Source organism: Burkholderia sp. BDU5 (assembly GCF_001522845.1).
GTDB classification, from domain to species: Bacteria; Pseudomonadota; Gammaproteobacteria; order Burkholderiales; family Burkholderiaceae; genus Burkholderia; species Burkholderia mayonis.
In genome coordinates this window covers 51,559-73,897 of the sequence record NZ_LOWC01000167.1, presented here as the reverse complement: position 1 = coordinate 73,897, position 22,339 = coordinate 51,559, and the positions used below count along the sequence as shown (strand labels likewise).

The 22,339-nt window shown below is 63.6% G+C and carries 20 protein-coding genes and 3 pseudogenes; 13 read left to right on the top strand and 10 right to left on the bottom strand.

The features are described 5' to 3' along the window. Positions 1-150 precede the first annotated feature (150 nt). Positions 151-500 (bottom strand): annotated as a pseudogene (locus tag WS69_RS27760) (GPO family capsid scaffolding protein); the annotation flags it as partial. Positions 501-644: 144 nt separating this feature from the next. Here WS69_RS27760 and WS69_RS27755 point away from each other — a divergent pair. After that, positions 645-887, top strand: a pseudogene (locus WS69_RS27755) (terminase gpP N-terminus-related DNA-binding protein); the annotation flags it as partial. A gap of 64 nt (positions 888-951) precedes the next feature. Here WS69_RS27755 and WS69_RS27750 read toward each other — a convergent pair. Further along, the gene (locus tag WS69_RS27750; protein ID WP_156438432.1) at positions 952-1,386 is read right to left on the bottom strand and encodes an RICIN domain-containing protein; all 435 of its coding nucleotides are present in this window, start codon (positions 1,384-1,386) and stop codon (positions 952-954) included. A 617-nt stretch (positions 1,387-2,003) separates the two neighbouring features. Here WS69_RS27750 and WS69_RS27740 point away from each other — a divergent pair. The 4 genes and pseudogenes from WS69_RS27740 to WS69_RS27725 all read left to right on the top strand — a co-directional run bounded on the left by WS69_RS27740 (position 2,004) and on the right by WS69_RS27725 (position 3,890). Next, positions 2,004-2,792, top strand: coding sequence for a terminase gpP N-terminus-related DNA-binding protein (locus WS69_RS27740; protein WP_082716545.1), 789 nt, complete (start codon positions 2,004-2,006; stop codon positions 2,790-2,792). Then, a pseudogene (locus WS69_RS27735) lies at positions 2,789-3,256 on the top strand (phage portal protein); the annotation flags it as partial. The gene WS69_RS27740 and the pseudogene WS69_RS27735, both read left to right, overlap by 4 nt. Before the next feature lie 129 nt (positions 3,257-3,385). Further along, complete coding sequence (locus tag WS69_RS27730; RefSeq protein ID WP_059473851.1) at positions 3,386-3,658, top strand: BrnT family toxin; 273 nt, start codon at positions 3,386-3,388, stop codon at positions 3,656-3,658. Next, entirely contained in the window at positions 3,618-3,890 is a 273-nt protein-coding gene (locus WS69_RS27725; protein ID WP_059473841.1) for a BrnA antitoxin family protein, read from the top strand. The genes WS69_RS27730 and WS69_RS27725 overlap by 41 nt, the downstream gene beginning before the upstream one ends. Before the next feature lie 205 nt (positions 3,891-4,095). Here the strand turns inward: WS69_RS27725 and WS69_RS27720 are convergent, their stop codons facing one another. Together WS69_RS27720 and WS69_RS27715 are read right to left on the bottom strand one after the other, a co-directional pair. Then, entirely contained in the window at positions 4,096-4,374 is a 279-nt protein-coding gene (locus WS69_RS27720) for a hypothetical protein (RefSeq protein ID WP_059473840.1), read from the bottom strand. After that, positions 4,371-4,853, bottom strand: coding sequence for a DUF2778 domain-containing protein (locus tag WS69_RS27715; RefSeq protein ID WP_059473839.1), 483 nt, complete (start codon positions 4,851-4,853; stop codon positions 4,371-4,373). Before WS69_RS27715 ends, WS69_RS27720 begins: the two co-directional genes overlap by 4 nt. A gap of 1,246 nt (positions 4,854-6,099) precedes the next feature. Between WS69_RS27715 and WS69_RS27710 the strand changes: the two genes are divergently transcribed. The 4 genes from WS69_RS27710 (at position 6,100) to WS69_RS27695 (ending at position 11,409) form a co-directional block, all read left to right on the top strand. Beyond that, positions 6,100-6,744 carry a lytic polysaccharide monooxygenase auxiliary activity family 9 protein gene (locus WS69_RS27710; protein WP_059473838.1) on the top strand — a complete coding sequence of 215 codons (645 nt, stop codon included), beginning with the start codon at positions 6,100-6,102 and terminating at the stop codon, positions 6,742-6,744. A 185-nt stretch (positions 6,745-6,929) separates the two neighbouring features. Beyond that, entirely contained in the window at positions 6,930-8,594 is a 1,665-nt protein-coding gene (locus WS69_RS27705; RefSeq protein ID WP_059473837.1) for a BBE domain-containing protein, read from the top strand. 175 nt (positions 8,595-8,769) lie between these two features. After that, the gene (locus WS69_RS27700; protein ID WP_226382795.1) at positions 8,770-9,162 is read left to right on the top strand and encodes a hypothetical protein; all 393 of its coding nucleotides are present in this window, start codon (positions 8,770-8,772) and stop codon (positions 9,160-9,162) included. 441 nt (positions 9,163-9,603) lie between these two features. Beyond that, a complete protein-coding gene (locus tag WS69_RS27695; RefSeq protein ID WP_059473836.1) occupies positions 9,604-11,409 on the top strand; it encodes a methyl-accepting chemotaxis protein in 1,806 nt (601 codons plus the stop codon). Positions 11,410-11,633: 224 nt separating this feature from the next. On the opposite strand, the gene WS69_RS27690 is transcribed toward WS69_RS27695, so the two are convergent. Both WS69_RS27690 and WS69_RS35180 read right to left on the bottom strand, forming a co-directional pair. Beyond that, the gene (locus WS69_RS27690; RefSeq protein ID WP_059473835.1) at positions 11,634-12,455 is read right to left on the bottom strand and encodes an alpha/beta fold hydrolase; all 822 of its coding nucleotides are present in this window, start codon (positions 12,453-12,455) and stop codon (positions 11,634-11,636) included. A gap of 229 nt (positions 12,456-12,684) precedes the next feature. Then, positions 12,685-13,353 (bottom strand): hypothetical protein, encoded by a 669-nt coding sequence (locus tag WS69_RS35180; protein ID WP_226382796.1) that lies wholly within the window; start codon positions 13,351-13,353, stop codon positions 12,685-12,687. An 84-nt stretch (positions 13,354-13,437) separates the two neighbouring features. On the opposite strand from WS69_RS35180, the gene WS69_RS27675 reads away from it, so the two are divergent. The 4 genes from WS69_RS27675 (at position 13,438) to WS69_RS27660 (ending at position 17,479) form a co-directional block, all read left to right on the top strand. Beyond that, positions 13,438-14,115, top strand: coding sequence for a CsgG/HfaB family protein (locus WS69_RS27675; RefSeq protein WP_059473833.1), 678 nt, complete (start codon positions 13,438-13,440; stop codon positions 14,113-14,115). A 50-nt stretch (positions 14,116-14,165) separates the two neighbouring features. Then, entirely contained in the window at positions 14,166-14,594 is a 429-nt protein-coding gene (locus tag WS69_RS27670) for a DUF4810 domain-containing protein (RefSeq protein ID WP_059473832.1), read from the top strand. Positions 14,595-14,602: 8 nt separating this feature from the next. Further along, the gene (locus WS69_RS27665; protein ID WP_059473831.1) at positions 14,603-15,277 is read left to right on the top strand and encodes a DUF799 domain-containing protein; all 675 of its coding nucleotides are present in this window, start codon (positions 14,603-14,605) and stop codon (positions 15,275-15,277) included. A 540-nt stretch (positions 15,278-15,817) separates the two neighbouring features. Continuing rightward, complete coding sequence (locus WS69_RS27660; RefSeq protein WP_059473830.1) at positions 15,818-17,479, top strand: acid phosphatase; 1,662 nt, start codon at positions 15,818-15,820, stop codon at positions 17,477-17,479. 213 nt (positions 17,480-17,692) lie between these two features. Here WS69_RS27660 and WS69_RS27655 read toward each other — a convergent pair whose 3' ends face one another. The 4 genes from WS69_RS27655 to WS69_RS27640 form a co-directional block, all read right to left on the bottom strand. Next, positions 17,693-18,316 (bottom strand): LysE family translocator, encoded by a 624-nt coding sequence (locus tag WS69_RS27655; RefSeq protein WP_059473829.1) that lies wholly within the window; start codon positions 18,314-18,316, stop codon positions 17,693-17,695. A 587-nt stretch (positions 18,317-18,903) separates the two neighbouring features. Then, a complete protein-coding gene (gene fliT / locus WS69_RS27650) occupies positions 18,904-19,218 on the bottom strand; it encodes a flagellar protein FliT (RefSeq protein WP_059473828.1) in 315 nt (104 codons plus the stop codon). A gap of 13 nt (positions 19,219-19,231) precedes the next feature. After that, positions 19,232-20,761: a flagellar filament capping protein FliD gene (gene fliD / locus WS69_RS27645; RefSeq protein ID WP_059473827.1), complete on the bottom strand. Its 1,530-nt coding sequence runs from the start codon at positions 20,759-20,761 to the stop codon at positions 19,232-19,234. Positions 20,762-20,910: 149 nt separating this feature from the next. Continuing rightward, on the bottom strand, positions 20,911-22,077 hold the full coding sequence (locus WS69_RS27640; RefSeq protein WP_059473826.1) for a flagellin: 1,167 nt from the start codon (positions 22,075-22,077) through the stop codon (positions 20,911-20,913). Between the last annotated feature and the right edge of the window lie 262 nt (positions 22,078-22,339).

The following is a 22,339-nucleotide window of genomic DNA, read 5'->3' as shown; positions in this document are numbered from 1 at the left end:
CAGACCCACGGCTCGCGATCGGCGCTCGTCTCGGCGACGTGGCCGTTCATTTCCGCGATCAGGTCATGCGGAAAGCCACCCTCGCTCGGGTCCATGCCGGCGAATTCGCAGAGATAGCGCCAGGCGAGCGCGATCGCCGCATAGTTGGCTGTCCGCGAAGTCGGGGTTGATTTCGATCGACGTGAAAATCTTCTGGCGCTTCTTCGACAGCGCGACGAGCTCGTCGGTCGGATCGATTTGCGCAAACAGCGCCATCTTTCCTTTCAGCGGGCCGTCTCGATTTCGGCCGCCTTCAGCGCGATCACGTCGCCGTATGCGCCGAACGGGTTGAAATTCGAGAGCGGCGCCCAGCCCTTGATGTGCTCGATGTTCAGTCGCGCGCCGTACAGTTTCGGGTCGTAGTTTTTCGCCATCTGCGTGAGCCATTCACGCTTGATCTCGCGACCGTCGACGGTCGCACCTTCCACTGCGACGCGGAAGAATTTCGATTTGCTTGCCATAGAGAGGGTCGAACGTGGGTTGAGTGAGCGTGGTTCTCATGTTCGGCGTTCACGCGCTACGGCTCAACGAGCGGCGTTTGTGGGTCACGCGGGTACAGCGCGCTTCGCGTGCTCGCGCGTGCGCGGCGGCCTACGCTTGGCCGCATGCTCGAAACTACGGACTCCCATCAGCTCGAAAACGACGTGCGCAAGGTCGCGCGCACGCTCTATTGGCAAGGCTGGCGCCTCTCGTCGATCGCCCGCCATCTCGACGTGAAACCCGCGACCGTCGCGTCGTGGTGCCGCCACGAAAAGTGGAAGGATGCAACGCCCGTCGAGCGCATCGAGGCATCGCTCGAAGCGCGCATGATGGTGTTGATCGCGAAGGAGAAGAAGGACGGCGCGGATTGAAAGAGTGCTACCCAAATGGAGGCTCATTTATTAAAATGAGCCATCCCATTATAAGTTCGGGTTAGTCTTTCTCGAAAGTCTCTGCATCACCAATATACCAAATCTGGCTCTCGCCGCCATTATAGAGCTCTAATTTAATATCGCCCTCATCACCCGTTTTTTTGGCGGTAACAACATATTTGTCATTGTACTTTAGGCGAATGGGGCCCTTTCCATTAGTTCTGGGGAATGACCATAGTTGGTCCCTATCCCCCTTTGTCTTAAACGCCATCACTACCTCATTATCTGTTCCCGTCGCCGTCCAGGAGAAAGGATCTTGACCTGAGACAGAGGCCTCAAGCAAAATAAGTCCAGTATCTTCATCCATATTCCATATATAGTTCTTCGAGGAAAGTGTTCCTTTGACAAAAAGCCCAAGCGGAGCTTTGTCAATAACCGATTTGACGGCAATTCGAAATTTTTTGTCGCTGCTGAGCGCGATATAATTTTCACTCATGAAACTCTCCATGGAGTTATTTACGTATCAGATCTGCCGCGATACGTTCGGCATGGTTGCGAAGTGAGGCAGCCATGCTTTTAATATAGTCGCCTGAGCTTTATTTTAAACTACCAATTAAAGTGGGAAATTTTGAGATTGCCTGATTCGAAAGTTGACGCCCTTATGCGATGCGCTCACGGCTGCGGCGCTCAGCGTCGTGGCTTCAAGCTCCGCGTCGGGCGCATGGTCCACGATCTGTTCGACGAATTTGCGTACGCGTTCTCCATCGTTCTCGCGCTTGCGGGAGAACAGATTCTTAGCCGATGCCGTACGATCGGAAATTCGGCTTCTAATCCGATTGACGCGAGGATCTTCAGCCATTCTTCCAACAGCACGACGAATTCGGCGGTCGGGGCAATGTGCGCACACAGCGCCGTTAAATCTTTCAGCGGTCGGCTCTCGAAAATTGCTGCATTCGATGCAATTACGTAATCGTATGAACGAACATGATTAAGTGAGCGTGGCTCTCGTGTTCGATGTTCACGCGCCACGGCTCAATCCGCGGCGTTTGTGGGTCACGCGGGTACAGCGCGCTGCGCGTGCTCGCGCGCACGCGTCGGCCTACGCTTGGCCGCATGCTAGAAACTACGGACTCCCATCAGCTCGAAAACGACGTGCGCAAGGTCGCGCGCACGCTCTATTGGCAAGGCTGGCGCATCGCGTCCATCGCCCGCCATCTCGACATCAAGCCCGCAACCGTTGCGTCATGGTGCCGCCGCGAAAAGTGGAAGGATTCAACGCCCGTCGAGCGCATCGAGGCATCGCTCGAAGTGCGCATGATGGCGTTGATCGCGAAGGACAAGAAGGACGGCGCGGACTACAAGGAAATCGACCTGCTCGGCCGTCAGGTCGAGCGGCTCGCGCGCGTGCGCAAGTACGACGAGACGGGCAAGGAATCGGACCTGAACCCGAAGATTGCGTCGCGCAACGCCGGCCCGAAGCGCCGCGCGCCGCGCAACGAAATCAGCGAGGAACAGCACAAACGCATCATCGAAGCGTTCCGCGAATCGCTGTTCGATTATCAGAAGGTCTGGTATCGGAACGGCGATCAGCGCACGCGCAACATCCTGAAGTCGCGGCAGATCGGCGCGACGTGGTACTTCGCGCGCGAGGCACTCGTCGACGCGCTCGTCATCCGCAACGGCCGCCTGCAATTCGACGCGGGGTGGATCGATCTGGCCGCGTCGTTCATGGCGATCAAGCAGACGATGACGGCAAGCGGCCGCCAATCCACCTACACCGCCGGCCGCAACGACGAGACCGGCCACGCCGACCTGGCGTGGGCCTGCCTGCACGCGATCGACCGCGAGCCGCTCGCCGGCGGCGGCATCCATTCTTCTTCATTCACGGAGTTCTACTCATGAGCAAGCGCCGATCGCGCGCGCCGCGCACGTTCGCGGCCGCGCCAAATCCGAGCGCCGGCAGCGCCGCGCCGGCGCGCGCCGAGGTCTTCACGTTCGACGATCCCACGCCCGTCATGAACCGGGCCGAGATTCTCGATTACGTCGAGTGTTGGTCGAACGGCGAATGGTTCGAGCCGCCGGTCAGCTTCGCCGGCCTGGCGAAATCGTTTCGCGCGAGCACGCACCATAGCTCGGCGCTGTACTTCAAGGCGAACGTGCTGGCGTCGACGTTCCGGCCGCACCGCTGGCTGTCGCGGCACGCGTTCGAGCGGTGGGCGCTCGATTTCCTGACGTTCGGCAACGGCCACCGCCGCGCGCGTGTTCGGGCGCAACGAAATCAGGCCGCTACAGGCGCGCTTCGCCGAGCTGAACGACTGGCTCGGCGAGGAGGTCGTGGCGTTCGACGATTACGAGATTCCGCCGGCGCCTGTCGCGGCGTAGCGCATTGACCGCGTGCGGACGCGTGCGAGCCCCGATGCCGGCTGGCTCATACGGATAAAAGTATGTACAAATATTCGTTGCAACAGGGTGTTTTTGTACATACAATAATGGCTATGGAACTTGAATTCGATCCCAACAAACGCGACAAGACACTGACCGAGCGGGGGCTGGATTTCGCGCGTGCCGTGGAGGTGTTCGCCGGGCACCACTTCACATTGGAGGATACGCGGGAGGATTACGTGGAATCGCGTTACATCACGGTCGGCACGCTGGACGGCCGCATGATCGTGATGGTTTGGACGCCTCGCGGCGAGGCTCGCCGCATTATCAGCATGAGGAAAGCAAATGACCGTGAGCAAGCGAGCTACGCACACCAATTGGGTTGATCCGGACGACGCGCCGGAGCTGACCGACGAATTTTTTGAGAGGGCGGACGAGTACGTCGGCGACCGCTTGGTCCGTCGCGGGCCGGGCCGGCCGCTCGGCAGTCACAAAACCGCGACGACGATCCGACTCGACGACGACGTGCTCGACGCGTTCAAAGCGACCGGCCGAGGCTGGCAAACGCGGGTGAATGCTGCGTTGAAGGAGTGGCTCAAGACGCACAAGCCAGCATAGCGAATCGCATTCGCCGAACGAAGGGCCGCGCACCGGGCAACCGGGCGCGGCCCTTTTTTGCGTCTGACGAGCGCGAGCTGCTGAGTCGCTCGGCGCGACGGCGCATAGGCATCCCGTCGCTGTCCCATTCGTGTCCCGACTAGCGTCCCGTTGTCCCGTCTAGCGTCCCATCGTCCCGATTTCTGTTGCCGCGAGGCTGCGAATGTCAGCGATTGGTCGAATGCCGGAGGCGGCCGACCAAGCCGAAGAAGGCGAACGACAGAACGAGCGCGAGGACGAAGCTGATGACGAGCAGGATGCCGACGAAGATCTCTTCGTTTTGTTCGCCGCCGTCAGAGCCGAGCGCGCGAAACACGGGCGACAGCGCGTTCCAGCCTTCGCCGCCGTTTGCGAACCAATGCACCAGCAACGGCGATGACGAGATGCCCGTCAGAAGAGGCCAGGTAAGCAGCAGCGCCAGCAATATACGGCCGATCATCTTCATTTAACCGTCACCCTCCCATATGCCCTGAATGAGGTGCCTGGGACCTGCATAGTCGGTTGCGCTTTCAGGAAAGCCCGCAGCTTATCGAACTGCCCACGGCTCGTCAGCGTAATGCACCCGTCGCTTTCGCCCAGCCGGCCGACCGGATGCAGGCGGAAATGGCCGCGGCGGATGCCGTTGACGATCGTCCAGTCGTCAATCTGGCCGTCAATGCGATACAGCGCGAACCAGTCCGCGCGATTCGTGTTCAGGGCTGCATCCATCACCGTGTCTCGGAACCAGCCAAGATGGCCGCCGCTTTGCCGGTCGATGATGTAGTAGACGCCCGCGGGCAGTGGCCCCTTATCCGCTACGGCGGTCGAGCCCGGATCGTTGATGTATCGGCCGTTACCGGAAAAGGCGGGGACGCTTCCGAATCCTGGACAGGTCAGCGTCGATAGGCGGCTGCGGTTCAGGACGAATGTGCACTCGGCGGGCATAGGGTATTCCTCGGGACAGAGCTCTCAGGTTGTTATGGCGCAGGTTCGGCTAGCGCGGCGGCGCCCCGTTAGTCTTGCGCTAATTTCTATCGGAACTTGGCGGCCAGTGCAAGCCTATGCGACTGCGTTTGGATAGAGGCGCTACAGCGCCTTGGGACGCGGGGCGTTCTCCGGGCTTCAGCCAGATCGCGCGAGGCCGCTGTAGTCCCGTCAGGCGGGCGGATGGGGGCGGAAATGGGGGGAGGAGGCCGATGTGCGAAGGAGGGCGCCGCAGCCGCCTTTGCGCGGTCCCCTCCTCGCCTGCGGGCTTCGCTTGGCAGGGTGGTTTTAGTGCACCGGGCTGACCGGCTCCGCGGTCTATGTGGCGCGGGGTTCCGGGCGATTCACGGCGCGCGGAAATCGTGCGTTTTGATGCGGCAACGTGCGAATCGTTGCACCGCCAGAGCTAGTCCTTCTTGGAGAGGTAGTCGCGTGCGAGTGCTGAACTATTCAGCGGGGGCGGAGAGCGGTGCGTGGTCAGGGCGAGGGTGTAGCTAAAGTACACCTAGGATGGCCTTGGGAGGCTTTGATTGACCTTGTGTAGCCTTGGTTTTGCGGTTTGCGAGTCGCGCAAGGCATTGATTTAACAGGAGGAGTTGTGCGTAGATAAAACTCCGAAGGCAGGGGTTGCTGGTTCGATCCCAGCCGGGCGCGCCAAGCCGGATAAGGCCTCGACAATTTCCCTCCTTCGTCGAGTACCGACATTGCAGCTAAATTGCAGCTAATTTCAACTCAGGCGGCAAGCTCACCACGGCGGTAGCATCCAAGACGACAACGGCCGTTACCTCCGCCGCGTGCTTGCCGCAGCGAGATAGCACTGCCGTCGCGCCTTTGCATGGCGCGCATGCTGCCCATGTGTTCGAATTCCCAGCCATGACTGACATGATTTCGGACCGTCAGCGCTCACTCGCCGCGGATCATGCATCCGAAGACGCGCCGTTTCCCGATCGACTAATTTCGCCAGCGTCCTTTGGGCATGTACCATTTCAATTATCGAATCGATATTCCAGTAATTTTGATTATTGGCTGACTGATAAATAAAGACTCATTCCGTTGATATAATAAAAAATACAAACGGCAGGGCATTGCGGAAAGTTAATTGGCGCATCTCGAATTAAAGTCCTAGCATAAATTTCATTGGTATCGAGAATGGCTTCCAAACGTTGGCTTTGCCGATGTCCGGAATATTTGCAGCAAAGGAGGCGATATGAGTACTGCCGGTTTGAAAGACGAAAAACATTCCGCGGCAATTTCACCGAAGCACGGTCGCGTCATCACGCCCAAGTCGCGCGCCGTGTTCCTCCACGAAGCAGGCAAGCTCGATTTGGGACAGGTCAACGAGTTGGAGGGCGGCAAGTTCTTTCCCGCAACCCAAGGCGGGCTGAAAGATCCGGACGCGCCGGACGACGTCGCCAACGGCGTACCGCCGCGCGATGGCGAAATCGCGAGCGGCGGACGCACCGCGGACGCCCGGGCGCAGCTCAACGAACCCGATTCCGTCGCGCATTGGCAGAAGCACGCGGTGCGATCCGGCCAATCGCTGCAAATCACGTGGTCGTATTCGAGGCCGCACAAGACGCGGCGCTGGACGTACTGGATCACCAAACCGGGATGGGATGCCGGTGCGCGGCTTGCACGCGCGCAGTTCGAATCCGAGCCGCTCAAGATCTACCTGAACACGTATCAGCCCTATTGGGGGCCGGACGCAAACCGGGAACTGATCCCCGACGGCGACACGGTTCACGAACTCAACCTGCCGGATCGCACCGGCTATCACGTGCTGCTCGCAGCCTGGGACGTCGCCGATACCCAAAACGCGTTCTATCAGGTGATCGACCTCAATTTCGCGTGAGCCGGTTCGCCGTCCCCGTGACCGGTTGCGGTTGACTGCGCGAACAGAATCGCGGCTATCGGATTCGAGACCGTCCGTTGGCCGTTTCGTCCTTCGATCGCCGAGACGATCGCGCACGTTGCGCGAGCCGCACGGCCGTCGTTCGACCGGTCTGGATGTGCCCGATACGATCGCAGGAGGTTCACATGGCCTATGTGTTCGTCGACAGCGCCGATCCCCGCTATTCGACCCTTCAGAAGGGGTTCAACCTGCGTTGGCCGCCGACGGCCAACGCAGGCGCCGAGGCGATCTACGTATGCCGCACGGCCGACGACGTGATCGCGGCGTCACGCGATGCGCTCGCGAAGGGCTGCAGGATCACCGTGCGCAGCGGCGGGCACTGCTACGAAGGTTTCGTCGCGAACCGTTTGCCGAGCGACGATGGGCGACCGCTCGCCATCGTCGATCTCGGTCTGATGTCGGGTTTCGATTTCGATCCGCGCGGGCAGTTGACGTCGGCGTTCGATCGCGTCGGTTTGGCGCGTCACCAGTTTCGCCTGGCCTCGGGCAGCCAGAACTGGGACGGCTATGTCGGCCTGTACAAGACGTCGGGCAAGACGCTCCCCGGCGGCTCGTGTTATTCGGTTGGGGCGGGCGGTCATATCGTTGGCGGCGGATATGGCCTGCTGTCGCGCATGCACGGCCTGACGGTCGACTGGCTGGCCGGCGTCGACATCCTGACGCCCGCGCGGGGCGGCGCCGCGCTCGAGGCGAAGCATGTGCATCTCGGCTGCGCCGACGCGATGGACCGGGCGCTCTTCATCGCGTGCCGCGGCGGCGGAGGCGGCAACTTCGGCATCATCCTGAATTACTACTTCAAGGCGCTGCCCGATGCGCCGCGCGACGCTTACTGGCTGACGCTCGCGTATCCCTGGCCGCATTTCACGAAGGCGAGCTTCGGCCACTTCATCCAGACTTACTGGGATTGGTTCAGCCGCAACGACGCCGATTGGAACGCCGGCGATCCGGCGCGCGCGAACGGCGGTTTGTTCACGCTCCTGAAGCTGCAGCACCGCTCGACCGGGCCGATCGTGCTCGCGATCCAGTACACGGGAAAAGACGGGACGGTCGGCGGCGCGGTGGATGCGCCCTTCATCGATTTCGTCGACACGATGAATGCGGCGGCCGGCCAGATGCCGGTCATCTGGGATCGATTCGTCGCGCCGAATCTTCCGACGCTCGGACATCCGCTCGCCGGGCAGAGGCTGACGCACGCGACTCGAAACGCGTTGAAGATGGACTGGCTGTATCTGACGCAGATGATCAACCCATCGGGCGCGAATCGGCGCGGCAAGTACAAGTCGGCGTACCAGATCGGCAATTTCGACAACACCGAGATCGACGCGCTGTGGACCTATCTGAATACCCGAGACGATCCGCGTCTGAATCAAACGCTGGTGCAGATCGATTCGTACGGGGGCTGCGTGAACACGAACGACGAAAGCACGAATCCGACGTCGGTCTATCAGCGGCGTTCGCTATTGAAGTCCCAATATCAGACCTACTGGACGAATCCCGGCGACGACGCGTTCCACGTCGAATGGCTGCACGATCTGTTCACCGCCGTGTATGCGGATCAGGGCGGCAAGCCCTATGACGATGCCGGCGGCCGCTACGAGGGCTGCTACATCAACTATCCGGACATCGACATGAAGTATCTCGAGAAGGACCCGGCGCGAATCGATCCGCGGTGGCTCGAGCTTTACTACGGCGACAAGGCGGCGTCGCTCGTCGCGACGAAGCAGGCGGTCGATCCGGGGGATTTGTTCAGGCATGAGATGTCGATTCCGCTGACGCCGCCGGTGGGCTGACAGCGCGATTGCCGATCCATGCGTGGTGATTGCATCTGAAGTGCTCGCTGTAGATCGGTTGCAAACGTTCCGTTGAACGACGTTCGCGGACCCGAGAGCGCCGCAGACGAATTCGTCTGCGGCGGCCTTTTCGAACTGACTGTGTTTCGTCCATTAATGGCAAGCCGGCGCGTCGATGCCGCATCAGGAGACCAAAATGCCGACAAAAATCGTGGACCTATCAGCGCGTTCCGAGATCATTCGTGACGAGCCATTCCATGTTCATTTTTGGGAATGCACGCCCGACGAATATCTCGAATATCTGTCTCACCCGCGCGCCTTCTTGTCGAAGATCGGGATCGACATTCCCGACGATTGCCGCATCGAAACGACCATCGAGAATCACGATTGGATCGGCCAGCACGCGCCGGGCCTGAAGAGCGCGAACGGCACGATCATCTGCAACGTGGGCGGCGGCAACGTTGCTCGCGCGGTCTATCGCGTGGTGAGTTACGGTCACGATCACGCAACGGTGGGCAAATTCAAGAAGCAGCTCTTGCACGCGGAGGACGAGCAGCAGAAGCGGTGACAGCCGAACGGTCGATCGCTGCATGGGATTCCATGCGGTGGTCAAGCGGCATGCGGTCGCGCTGTGCGGTCATGCGCGTCTGCATGCGTAGCCGCCTTCGCGAGCGCCTGCTTTCGCCCGGGCGTCGAGCCGGCGACTGCGTTGCCGGCATTGCGTCGTTCGCCGTTCCTTTGCTACGGGGGCAATGGAATCGAGATGGCGCTCCGCTCGAACAGCTAGTCACTCGGTTTGGAGCCATCGATTCACGTTTCATCGCCAATTTTTTCGATCGACTCGATTCCTTTTGAGTCGTTAGAAAAATGGCAATACATCAGACAAAAACACTCGCGCACCCGGTGTAAACCCTAGCGCGAAAACCCTGGCTCTCCGCCTTCTTCGGGTTAAGTCGGACCTTTCCGCTGCCGTTAACCAATAAGTTCGCCTACCCCCCATGTCGCCCTCATGCTCTCCTCGATCCGGTCCCGCATCCTCGTCGCGTGCCTTGCCATCGTCATCGGCTCGCTCGTCATCAACACGGCGCTCAACTACTTCGTCGCCAATCGCTACAACCGCGAGTCCATCAGCCAGAACCTCAGTGCGGTGCTGATCGGCCACGAGGCGGGCATCGCCGACTGGGTCGCGTCGAAGACGCAGATGATCGTGTCGGCCGAAGACGCGACCCTCGCGCCCGATCCGATTCCGGCGCTCAAGCAGATCGCCGCCGCTGGCGGATTCACCAACGTCTACGTCGGCTACGCGGACAAGACCGCGAAGTTCTCCGACGCGACCGGCATCCCGCCCGACTATGATCCGACCGGCCGCCCGTGGTACAAGCAGGCCGTGCAGGCGGGCAAGCCCGTCGTCACGCCGCCTTACGTCGATGTCGGGACGGGCAAGCTCGTCGTCGCGTTCGCCGCGCCGATCCTGCGGGACGGCGTGCTGAAGGGCGTCGTGTCCGGCGACGTCGCGATGGACAGCGTGATCGCGAACGTCAAGGCGATCCATCCGACGCCCGAGAGCTTCGGGATGCTCGTCGACCGCAGCGGTCACATCGTCGCGCATTCCGATCCGAAGCTCACGCTCAAGCCTGTCACCGATCTGTCGGACGATCTGAGCATCGACGCGCTCGCCGCGTCGTCGGCCGACGACAACGCCGCGCCGATCGAAGCGCACGTCGCGGGCGTCGCGAAGCTGATGCGCGCGCGCGCCGTGCCGGGCACCGACTGGCTGACCGTCGTCGCGCTCGACAAGTCCGACGCGACGGCCGGCATGCATTCGCTGTTGCTCGTGTCGATCGGCACGCTCGTCGCGCTCGTCGTCGTCGCGGCGGTGATCGTGAGCGCCGTCACGGGCGTCGCGTTCAAGGGGCTCGCGCGCGTTCGCGACGCGATGGAGTCGATCGGCTCCGGCACGGGCGACTTGACGCAGCGTCTGCACGACACGGGCCGCGACGAAGTCGCGCAGATCGCGCGCTCGTTCAATGCGTTCGTCGGCAAGCTGCACGACGTGATGCGCGCGATTCGCGACGCGAGCGAATCGGTGCGCCATGCGGCGAGCGAAATCGCATCGGGCAACCACGATCTGTCGCGCCGCACCGAATCGGCCGCGGCGAGCCTTCAGGAGACGGCCGCGTCGATCGAGGAGATCACGTCGACGGTCACGCAATCGGCGGGCGCCGCGCGCCAGGCCAACGACATCGCGACGAACGCGGCGTCCGTCGCGTCGCGCGGCGGCACGGTCGTCTCCGACGTCGTGTCGACGATGCACGAGATCGAAGGTGCGTCGGGCAAGATCAGCGACATCATCGGCGTGATCGACGGTATCGCGTTCCAGACCAACATCCTCGCGCTGAATGCGGCTGTCGAGGCGGCGCGCGCGGGCGAGGAAGGGCGCGGCTTCGCGGTCGTCGCGGGCGAGGTGCGCACGCTCGCGCAGCGCAGCGCGCAGGCGGCGAAGGAGATCAAGGCGCTGATCGCGTCGAGCGTCACGAGCGTGTCGACGGGCGCGACGCTGGTTCAGGAGGCGGGGCAAACGATGAGCGACATCGTCGGCACGGTCTCGAACGTGACGACGATCATGCGCGAGATCTCGAACGCCGCCGACGAGCAGACGCGTGGCATCCAGGAAGTGAATCGCGCGGTCGCGCAGCTCGACGAGATGGTTCAGCAGAATGCGGCGCTCGTCGAGCAGTCGGCCGCCGCGGCTTCGGCGCTGCAGACGCAGGCGGTGGAGCTTGCCGAAGCGGTCGGGCAGTTCAAGGTCGCCTGATTCGATTCGGCACGGCGGCCACGCGGCGCGGCCTCGCATCGACGCCGTCGCGCCGTTCGGCATCGTCGCGAGCGACGGCGCGGCCGTCGAACGGTCTCCGGCTGCGGTGGTTTGCCGGGCCGTACCGTGTCAGGTTGCGTCGACGCACCGGCGCTCGCGACGTAGCGCCGAGCCGCCGTACTTCTGATGCGTTGCGCGCCGCGTCCTGTGCTGCGTCAGGCTCGTCATGCCTGACGGCCGTCGCGCCCGAGCCAGTCGAGCAGCATACGCGTGACGAACTCCGGATTCTCGAGATTCGAGATATGTCCGGCATTCGGCACGAACACCTTCTCGCAGCCGATGAGCGTCGCCATCTCGTCGGTCTCCATGGGCGGTCGCGCGACGTCGTTCGCGCCGCACATCACGAGCGTCCGGTCAGCCGGCAGCGCGCTCAGTTTCGAGCGCGCGTCGGTGCGGCCGAACGTGATCTTGCCGAGCGGAATCACCGAGTCGCGCAGCGAGTTCGTCGCGAACGTCCGCAGCGCGCGCCGGAAGCCCGCGGGCAGCCCGCTCGCGAGATCGATGCCAGGTCGGAAGAAGATCTGCACGATCGCGTCGAGCAGCGGCTCGGGAATCGAGCCTTCTGCGTCGATCGCCGCGAGCATCTGGAAATACTGGTTGCGCGTCGCGTCCGGCTCCTCGCCGACGTAGGTGTCCATCAGCACGAGCCGGTCGATCCGCTGCGGCGCGCGATGCGCGAGCGGGACCGCCCACATGCCGCCCACCGACAGCCCGACGATCGAGCAGGTCTCGATGCCGAGGTGATCGAGGAGCGCGCACATCTGCGACGCGAGATCGTCGAGGCTGCTTGTACCGGCGGGCAGCGGGCCGGACTGGCCGTGCCCCCACAGGTCGGGCGCGATGACGCGATACGACTTCGAGAGCGCGTCGAGCTGCGGCTCCCACATCGACGAATCCCACAGGTAGCTGTGCCCGAACAGGACAGGCGCGCCGGCGCCTCTGATCTGATAGTGAAGAGGCTGGCCATCGATCGTGACGAAAGGCATATCGATAAGGTCTCTGGCAGTGAATCGGTTGATGGAATTCGGGTGAACGCGCCGAATCGACGCGTGTGCGGAAATAATCGAATCGGCGGCGATCGTCGTAATCGCTGCCGTTGAATGCGGGGTGACGGAATCGCGGTGCCACCTTATATCGACCGCGTGTCGAAATCAATCGAGCTCGCCGCCATCGTGCCGGTCGGAGCCGAAGCCACCGAATTCGAACTGGCGTGCTTCATCGGCATTTCAAACTCGGTATGGCAATCGAAATCGAGAAATGCCCGGTATCCCGGTGCGTCGACACGCGGCCCGTTATGCGTGCAACGTTGCGGGCGCTCGACATTCGGCACTTTTTTGTTGTCGCCTGTGCACGGTTGCCGTTATCGTTGCGCTCTACGAGAATAATTGCGTGTCGTGAGAGCTCAGTGGCAGCACACAACGAGATTTGGCGCCTGGCTTCATCCAGGCATCGGGGGGCGGTGAACACGGTCGAGCCGGCAGCATGCGCGGCGAACGGACCCGTGCGCCGCAACGCATCGGCGCGCGTCGCGTCGCGGCCGATGCGCGGTCCGGCGCGCGGCCGATCGGCGTTGGCGCGTCGCGCCGCGATCGTATCCGGCCTGCGCTTCCCGCGCGCGGGCTCGACACCGTCCGGCCGTGCGCCGCGTCGCGCTGCGCGCACGCGCCGGCGTGCCGATGCACGGCCGGACCCGCCGGCCGCTGCGCGCGAATCCCGACCATTCGCGCTTCTCATTCGATCCTGCATCTGACATTCGGCGTCGCGTCGCGGCTCGTTAGCGCAACGCGACGCCGTTCGGCGTGCGCGCTCGTTGCGCGCGCCTTCACGGACGCCGCCGCAGGCGACGAATCCGGGACGCGCAAGCGCGCCGATCGATTCGCGCACGCGGAGTGCGACGACCCGGGCCGACCGATCGGCACCGGACCGTCGACACGGCGTTTTTAGCGATCTCCAAGGAGGGTCCATCATTTGAAAACTTCGAAGACAGTTCTGGCGTTGCTCGCGGCATCGGCCATCGTCGCGTTGAGCGGCTGCGCGACCGAAGCGTCGCGCACGCTGCCCGTGCCTGCGTCGGCCAGCGCGCAAAAGCCGTTTGCCGGCAAGCCGATCGAGATCGCGGTCGGCAAGTTCGATAACCGTTCGAGCTACATGCGCGGCATCTTCACCGACGGCATCGATCGTCTGGGCGGCCAGGCGAAGACGATTCTCGTCACGGAGCTGCAGCAGAGCCGCCGCTTCAACGTGCTCGATCGCGAGAATCTCGACGAGATCAAGCAGGAGGCCGCCTTCATGAAGAAGACGCAGAAAGTGAAGGGCGCGAATTACGTCGTGACGGGCGACGTGACCGAGTTCGGCCGCAAGGAAGTCGGCGATCAGCAGTTGTTCGGCATTCTCGGTCGCGGCAAGAGCCAGATCGCGTACGCGAAGGTGAACCTGAACATCGTCGACACGACGACGTCGGAAGTCGTGCTGTCGAGCCAGGGCGCGGGCGAATACAGCCTGTCGAACCGCGAGATCATCGGCTTCGGCGGCACCGCCGGTTACGACTCGACGCTGAACGGCAAGGTGCTCGATCTCGCGATCCAGGAAGCGGTCAATCACCTCGTCGAGCAGGTCGACGCGGGCGCGCTCGCGTCCGGCAAGTAAGCGCGCGGCGCAGCGCGCGCCGAATCATTCATCCATCGACTCATTCGACAATGACAACAACGAAGAAGACCTTCAAGACGGGGGCCTGGCTGCCGATCGCGGCAGCAGGCGCGCTGCTCACGGGCTGCGCGGCGAATCAGCCGAAGCCGCTCTACCAATGGGACGGCTATCAGCCGCAAGTCTACGAATACTTCAAGGGACAAAAGAGCCCCGAAGACCAGATCGACGCGCTCGAGAAGGCGCTGCAGCAGATTCGCGCGAAGGGCAACCGTCCGCCGCCCGGATTCGAAGCGCATCTGGGGATGCTGTACGCGAGCGTCGGCAAGGAACAGCAGGCCGAGCAGGCATTCCAGGCCGAGAAGGCATCGTTTCCCGAATCGTCGCCGTTCATGGATTTCCTGCTGAAGAAGAAATCCGCGGCGCCGCAACCGAAACCGCAAGCGCCGGTGCAAACTCAAACGCACGCACAACAGCAATAAGGGCCGCCATGTTCAAGTTCATTTCCGCAAGACGCCTGTCGGCCGTGTCCGTGCTCGTGCTGCTCGCCGCGTGCGCTGGGCCGGCGAAGCACGTCGATTACACCGCGTTCAAGAAAAGCCAGCCGCGCGCGATCCTGCTGCTGCCGCCGCAGAACGACACGTCGGACGTTAAGGCGACGTATGGCCTCCTGTCGCGGATGACGCAGCCCGTCGCCGAAGCGGGCTACTATGTCGTGCCCGTCGCCGTGATGGAGGAGACGTTCAAGCAGAACGGCCTGACGAACGCCGCCGACGTCCAGAGCGTGTCGCCCGCGAAGCTGCGCGAGATCTTCGGCGCGGACGCGGCGCTGTACACGACAGTCACGCAGTACGGCTCGGTCTACACGGTGCTCGACAGCACGACGGTCGTGTCGGCGTCCGCGAAGCTCGTCGACCTGCGCACGGGCGACTTGCTGTGGCAGGGTACCGGGCGCGCGACCGGCAAGGAACTCGGCTCCAGCATGGATTTCAGCGGTTTCGGCCTGATCGCCACGCTCGCGCAGGCGGCCGTCAAGCAGATCGCGCACACGCTGAGCGACGACGCGGTCGACGTCGCGGGGCTGACGAGCGGCCGGATGTTGTCGGCCGGCCAGCCGAACGGGCTGCTGTACGGCCCGCATTCGCCGAAGTACGGCACTGACTGAGCGTCGGCGTCGATCGGTGAGGAAACGGCTCGGCCCGGGATGGCCAAGCCGTTTTTTTTTGAGCAACACTGCCGGCGTGTTGCGCATGACGGCGCCTGCACCTCGATTGCGACGCGCTCGACCGCGCCGCTCGTGCGGCCGACGCACAGGCGCGATGCCGGATTCGGTCGCCGCGTTCGCGGCGCGATCGCGCCCGCAACATGATCTCCTTGCGCGGTGAACTTGCGCACGAATGTTTCATTTTTCGCTGTTCATGCATCAATTGAGCAGGGTTTAGTGCGATCGGCACGCTATAGTCGCGAATGTGATGTTTTTGTGACGGTTTGCGGCCACGTCGCTTCGGCCTTTTTGCAAACGTTCTAGCGGTTCGAATGCGTGTTGCGGATAGGTCGGCGGCGCGCATTGTGCCGGCAGCGGCGTCGAACGGCCGCGCGCGCACGAAACACGTCCGACTGCGGCAGCAGCGATGCGACGCTGCCGGTTCCAGGCGCCGATGCGCGCGACGGACCGTACGACCAACCAGAAGATCGAGGAGCAGAAGTGACTGACAAGAATTCCCCGTCGACCGACCTTCCCGAAGACCCCGACCGCCGCCGCGTGCTCGGCGGCATCGCCGCGCTCGGCGCGAGCGTCGCGCTTGCCGGCTGCGAGACGACTGAACCGGGCGCCCCGCGCACGGCCGATGATCTGCGGCTCGATGCCGCATTGCGCAAGGAGGTGCGCAACATCGTCGTGATCTATGCGGAGAACCGCAGCTTCGCGAACCTGTTCGGCGATTTCCCCGGCGTGCAGCAGCCACTCGGCGCGGTGCCGTCCGAGCGCTACGCGCAACTCGACCGTGACGGCAGGACGCCGCTGCCGACCCTGCCGAAAATCTGGGGCGGCCTCGTGCCGCAGGCGCAGGTCGTCGACGGCAAGCGCTATATGATCGGCGAGCGCGACATCACGGGGCTGCCCAACGCGCCGTTCGTGATTCCCGATGCGCAAGGCAAGCCGCTGCCGAACGGTGTCATCACGCGCGATCTGTGGCATCGCTTCTATCAGAACCAGATGCAGATCAACGCGGGCCGCAACGACCAGTTCGCCGCATGGGCCGACTCGGGCGGGCTCGTGATGGGCCATTACCGCAATTCGGCCGAAACGCTGCGGCTCTGGAATCTCGCACGGCAATACACGCTCTGCGACAACTTCTTCATGGCCGCGTTCGGCGGCTCGTGGCTGAACCACATCTTCCTGATTTCCGCGCAAGCGCCGCTCTATCCGGACGTGCAGAAGAGTCCGGCGAAGCATCTGGTGTCGGTCGTCGAAGGCGACGATCCGACCGGCGCGCGCCTGAAGCTCGCGACGGATTCGCCCGCATCGGCGCTCGACGGCCCGCCGAAGTTCGAGAACGACGGCCTCTTCACGCCGGACGGCTACGCGGTGAACACGATGGCGCCACCGTATCAGCCGAGCAGCGTGCGGCCGCCCGTCGACGGCAACCCGGCGTATGCGGATCCGTCGAATCCGCGCGTGCTGCCGCCGCAGCACTACGCGACGATCGGCGATCGCTTGTCGGAGAAAGACATCGACTGGGCGTGGTACGGCGGCGCGTGGCAATTCGCGCTCGAGCATCGCGACACGGGCTCGATGCCGGATTTCCAGTATCACCATCAGCCGTTCAACTACTTCGCGAACTACGCGCCTGGCTCGGAGGCGCGACGCCGGCACGTGCGCGATGCGGGCCTCGGCGACGATCCGTCGACGAACCATCTGATCGCCGACATCGTCGCGGGACGCCTGCCGACCGTCACGTTCTACAAGCCGCAGGGCAACCTGAACATGCACGCGGGGTATGCGGACGTCGAGTCGGGCGACCGTCACATCGCGAAGGTGATCGACCACATCATGCGCGGCCCGCAATGGCCACACACGGTCGTGATCCTGACGGTCGACGAGAATGGCGGCTGGTGGGACCCGGTGTCGCCGCCGAAGGGCGACCGCTGGGGCCCGGGCTCGCGGATCCCGGCGATGGTGATCTCGCCGTTCGCGAAGAAGGGCTACGTCGATCACACGCTGTACGACACGAACTCGATCCTGCGCTTCATCTCGCGCGTGCACGGGCTTTCGCCGCTCGACGGCGTGCTCGCGCGCGAGCGCGCGTTCGCGGCGCGCGACGCGCTGCCGCCGGGGGATCTGACTGCGGCGCTCGATTTCGGCTGACGCTCGGCCGAGATGCCGTAGCGGGCAGCACGCCCGGTTGTCGGGCGTGCTTGCGAGCCGGTTTAGCAGATGCGGCCGGCATCGCGGATGGGACAGCTTTCGGGGCGCTCGTGCGCCGCTTCGAACGTGCGTCAGGCTTCCGGGAGTATTCACGTGTTCGCCTCGGACGCGCGGCCGGCATTGCCTGCGCGGCCGGCCGGCACACGCGCGAGGTCAGCTCCGCGACATCCCGAGCGTCAGCGTACCCGCACCGATCAGCGCGGCGCCGCCGCCATAACCGAAGCGGCGCTGCGCCGCGGCGCCCGTCAGCCGAGCGGCCGCGAAGCGCGCGATGCGCGCATAGCAGGCGGCGTTGATCGTCGCGAGACAGACGAAAGTCGGCAGCAAAACCGCGCACTGCTGCGCGAACGTCTCGTGCGGCGATATGAACTGCGGAGTGAACGCGACGAAGAACACGATGCTCTTCGGGTTCAGCGCGGTGACGGCCCATGCGGACAAGAAACGCCGCTTCGCCGAGCGGCGCTCGACGCTCACGTCCCTCGCGCCGATGCGACGCGCGTGCAGGATCGACCGGATGCCGAGATAGATCAGATAACCGCCGCCGACGAGCTTGAGCGCCGTGAACGCGGCGGCCGACATCGCGAGCAGCGCGCCCGCGCCGGCGAGCGAGATCGTCATCGCGGTGGTGTCGCCGGCCGCGACGCCCGCGACGGTGCTCCACGACGATCGATTGCGGTTCGCGAGCGAATCGCCGATCACGAGCAGGATCGTCGGGCCGGGGATCATCAGGAGCACGATGCTCGCGCCGGCGAATGCGAGCCAGGTTTCGACGGACATGGGAGCATCCTTTCGCGTTTTCGCGGGGTAAGGCGGGGTAAGAAGAAGCCTCAGTGATCCACGGCGGCGGGCGGCTTGTCAAGCGGTTCCCGCTGGCGACCATTCTTCGCTTTGCGTCGATGGCCGCTGTGGCTTCGGGGAAGCGTTCTCAATTTTGGCTCTATTGAATTTTGAGTGGGTGAAGCGGGGCGGGTTGAGCGTAGGCGAAGCGTTGCCGGCTCGACTCGGCCCGCGTATGCCGAGCGAGACTGCGGACTTGCTGCGCTTACGCGCCATTCGGCCAGCACGTTCGAACTTGCCGTCACGACGATGGGCAAGCATGCTTTTTGGGGCACAAGTGCGATGTCGGCATGCATCTGCTGCTCCGAGGGGCGGGCCGAGCGAGGATGCGGGCATGAAGAACGTGCCCCGACCGAATGAGCGATATCTAGCGGCCTAATCGAGCATCCCGGTGAGAAATTGTCCGCCAATTGATAGATCGCGTCTGCGCACAACGGGCGAAAAAATGCCCGCCTTGCGGCGGGCCGTGAGGTGAACGAGCACGCGCCGAAACGCGTGATTTGTTGTTGTGGGGGGAATTCGTCAGATCAGAACTGCGCAGCCGCCTGATAGGCGCCGGCCTTGCTCAACCGATCCATGGCGGTGCGGTATTCGACCTGCAACTCGGCTTGCGCCGCCTTCGCGTTCGCGAGAAGCGCAGCATCGATCGCCTGGACCTGGCGCACGAGCGCGAGCGACGCGGGCGTCTGTTCGGCCGAGATCGACATCAGATACGGCGAGCGCTCTTCGGTCAGGCGCGCGGCCTCGGTCCAGTTGGCCATCTGCACCGCGTGATCGATTTCGCGGGTGATCGACAGCACGTGTTCAACCAACGACAGCTGATCCATTTCCGGCTTCTCCATCGTGCTCGATTCGTTACTTGTTGGTCGCCAGCGTGCCCGAGCTGTTGGCGCCGCCGAACAGTTGCGTCAGGTAGTTCGAATTGGTGTTCATCTGCGCCATCAGCGTGTTGAGCGCGGTGAACTGGGCGTTGTACTGCGACGTCAGTTGCGACGCGTACGACGCGAGCTGCGTCTGCTGCTGCGCGAGGCTCTTCAGATCCTGGTTCAGCGCGTTCGAACGGGTATCGAAGACGCCGCCCGTCTGCACGTAGCCCTGGATCGTGTTGTTCAGTTCAGCGCCGATGCCGTTCGTCGAGTTGAACAGCGCGGCGACGGTCGACGGATTGTTCTGCAGCGCCGCATTCAGCTTCGTGGTGTCGATGGTCAGCGTGCCGTCCGCCTGCGTCGACGTCGAGCTATCGGCGAACGTGATGCCGATCGACGCGAGCGACACGGTCGAGCCGCCCGTCGTGACGCCTGCGCCGACGACCCGTGCGAGCGAGTTGCGGATCATGTTGAGCGTCGAGTCGCCGAGGAGCGGCCCCGCGCTTTGCGAGCTGGTGCCCGCGCCCGACAGCGACGACAGCGACGCCATCGTCGTGACGACCGTGTTGTACAGGTTGACGACGTTCGTGATCGCGGTCGCCTGCGCGGTCGTGTCGGTCGCGACGTCGAGCGTCTGCGTCGTGCCGACGGCGGCCTGCGTCAGATTCAGCGTGACGCCGGCGATCGCGCCCGTCACCGCGTTGTTCGCGCTCGACGCGGCGATGCCGCCCACCGTGAACTCGGCGTCCTGCGCGGACGTGCTTTGCATCCATGCGATCGTGCCGCCGGACTGGATCGTCGACTGGCCGCCCGTCGTGCTCGCCGTCGACGTCACATTGAGGCTCGACAGCCCGTTGTCGCCGGACAGGTTGCTCACGCCGACGTTGATCACGTTCGCGGCGCCCGTCGTCGCCGAGCGCAGCACGAGGTGCGCGCCGTCGGTGCCCGTGACGATCGTCGCCGTCACGCCGGGGTTGTTCGATGCGGAATTGATCGCGGCGGCGATGCCGGAAAGCGTGTTGTTCGTCGAGTCGATCGAAATCGACGTCGATTTGCCGCCGACCGACAGTGTCAGCGTGCCCGTGCCGAGCTGCTGCGTCGCATCGAATGCGCCGGAAGACAACGTCTGCGACGTGGCGATTTGCGTGACGGCAACCGAATAGCTGCCGGCCACCGCGCCGGCGGCCGTCGTCGCCGTGAGGCCGCTGCCCGTCGCCGTGGCGGTGAATTTCTGGGTCAACGTGCCGTCGCTGAGCGAGCCAATCCCGGCTTGCAGCGCGGTGAGCGCGGCCTTCAGCGTGCCGAGCGCGGAAAGCGTCGTCTGGTCGGTGGCGATCGACGTCGACAGCGCGGCGGTCTGGCCCGCCGTTTTTGCGTTGACGAGCGCGGTCACGAGCGAGTTGACGTCCATCGACGAGTTGCCCGTCGAGCCGCTGATGATCGACTGCGCTGCTTGCTGTAGCGCCGCGTTGGTTTGCTGCTGCGTCGTAGTCGTAGTGCTGGTGACGGGCGTGGACATCGGATAGCTCCCTTCGTCGCCGGAAACGGCGCGCGAAATTCGCGAGATTCGGTAGATTCAGAAAACAAAAACGTGCGGCGGCCACGAGGGTGTTGCGCCGCCGCACAAAGGCGGGCCGCCGGACAGCGCGGCCCGTCGTTCGGTACACGTTATTGCAGGAGCTTCAGCACTTGCTGCGGCAGCGAGTTCGCTTGCGCGAGCACCGAGATGCCGGCTTGCTGCAGCACTTGCGCGCGCGACAGGTTCGCGGTTTCCTGAGCGAAATCCGCGCTCTGGATTTGCGATTGCGCTTGCGCCAGGTTGTTCGAACCCGCTTGCTGCGTCGTCGCGATCGCGGTGAAGCGGTTCTGGGCGGCACCGAGCGTTGCCTGCAGGTTGTTCACCGTCGAGAGTGCGTTGTCGATCGACACCATCGCCTGGTAGGCGCCCGTCTGCGTGCTGACGTTCAGGTTCGAGACCGTCTGCGGCTGGTTGACCGCGTTGATCTGCGCTTCCATTGCCGTCGCCGCCGCCTGATCCGACGCGCTCAGCGAACTGGTTGCAGCTGCGTTCACCGTCAGCGTTTGGAACGCCGGCGCGGCCGCGGTGCCCGTGCCTGCGGTCGACGAACCGAACAGCGCGGTGACGGCCGCCGCAGCCAACGCCTGGTTGTTCTGGTCGGTGAACGTGAAGCCGCCCTTGCCGTCCGACAGGACGTTGATTTGCGTCGTTTCCTGACCGGTGCTGGTCGACGTCCAGGCCGCGCCGCTCGAATCGACGGCGACCTTGAGCGTGCCGAGCGTCTGGCCCGACTGGACCATGCCGCCGCCGATCATCGCAGCCGACATGCTTTGCGTCAGGTTGACGCTGACCGTCTGGCCGACGTTCGCGCCGACTTGGAAGCTGAGCGTGCCAGCCGAGCCGTCGAGGATGTTCTTGCCGTTGTAGTTCGTCTGCGAAGCGATACGGTTCACTTCAGCGATCTGCTGCGAAACTTCCTGTTGCAGCGCCGATGCGTCGCTCGCGCTCAGCGGGCCGTTCGATGCTTGCACCGCGAGCTGGCGGATACGCTGCAGGCTGTTCGTCAGCGACGTCAGGCCGCTCGACGCCGTTTGCAGGATCGACACGCCGTCGTTCGCGTTCGACACGCCCTGGTTCAGGCCGTTGATCTGCGTTTGCATCCGGGTCGCGATAGCGAGGCCTGCTGCATCGTCGGCTGCGCTGTTGATGCGCTTGCCCGACGACAGACGGGTGATCGCTTGCGACAGGGCGCTTTGCGAGCCGTTGAGGTTCTGCTGAGCGACCAACGAGTTGATGTTGCTGTTGATTCCGAGCATGAAAATCTCCTAATTGAGCCGTAGAGCCCATCAATGCCACTATTGGCGGGGGCGGAAGCACTCGTTCTTTGCCGGCCGCCTTGTGCTGGATTTCGGCGCACGCCAAAAAAACTTGAGGGACGCGACGAGATTCGGCCCGATTTTTTTACTCAGATCGTTCGGTGAGCAAACGTTGCAGGTGCAGCAATCGCATGCACGGCCCGGTGCCGTTCGCGGCGCGCGCAACGGCGCTTGCACAGGTTTTCGGTCAGAAGAACAAGCA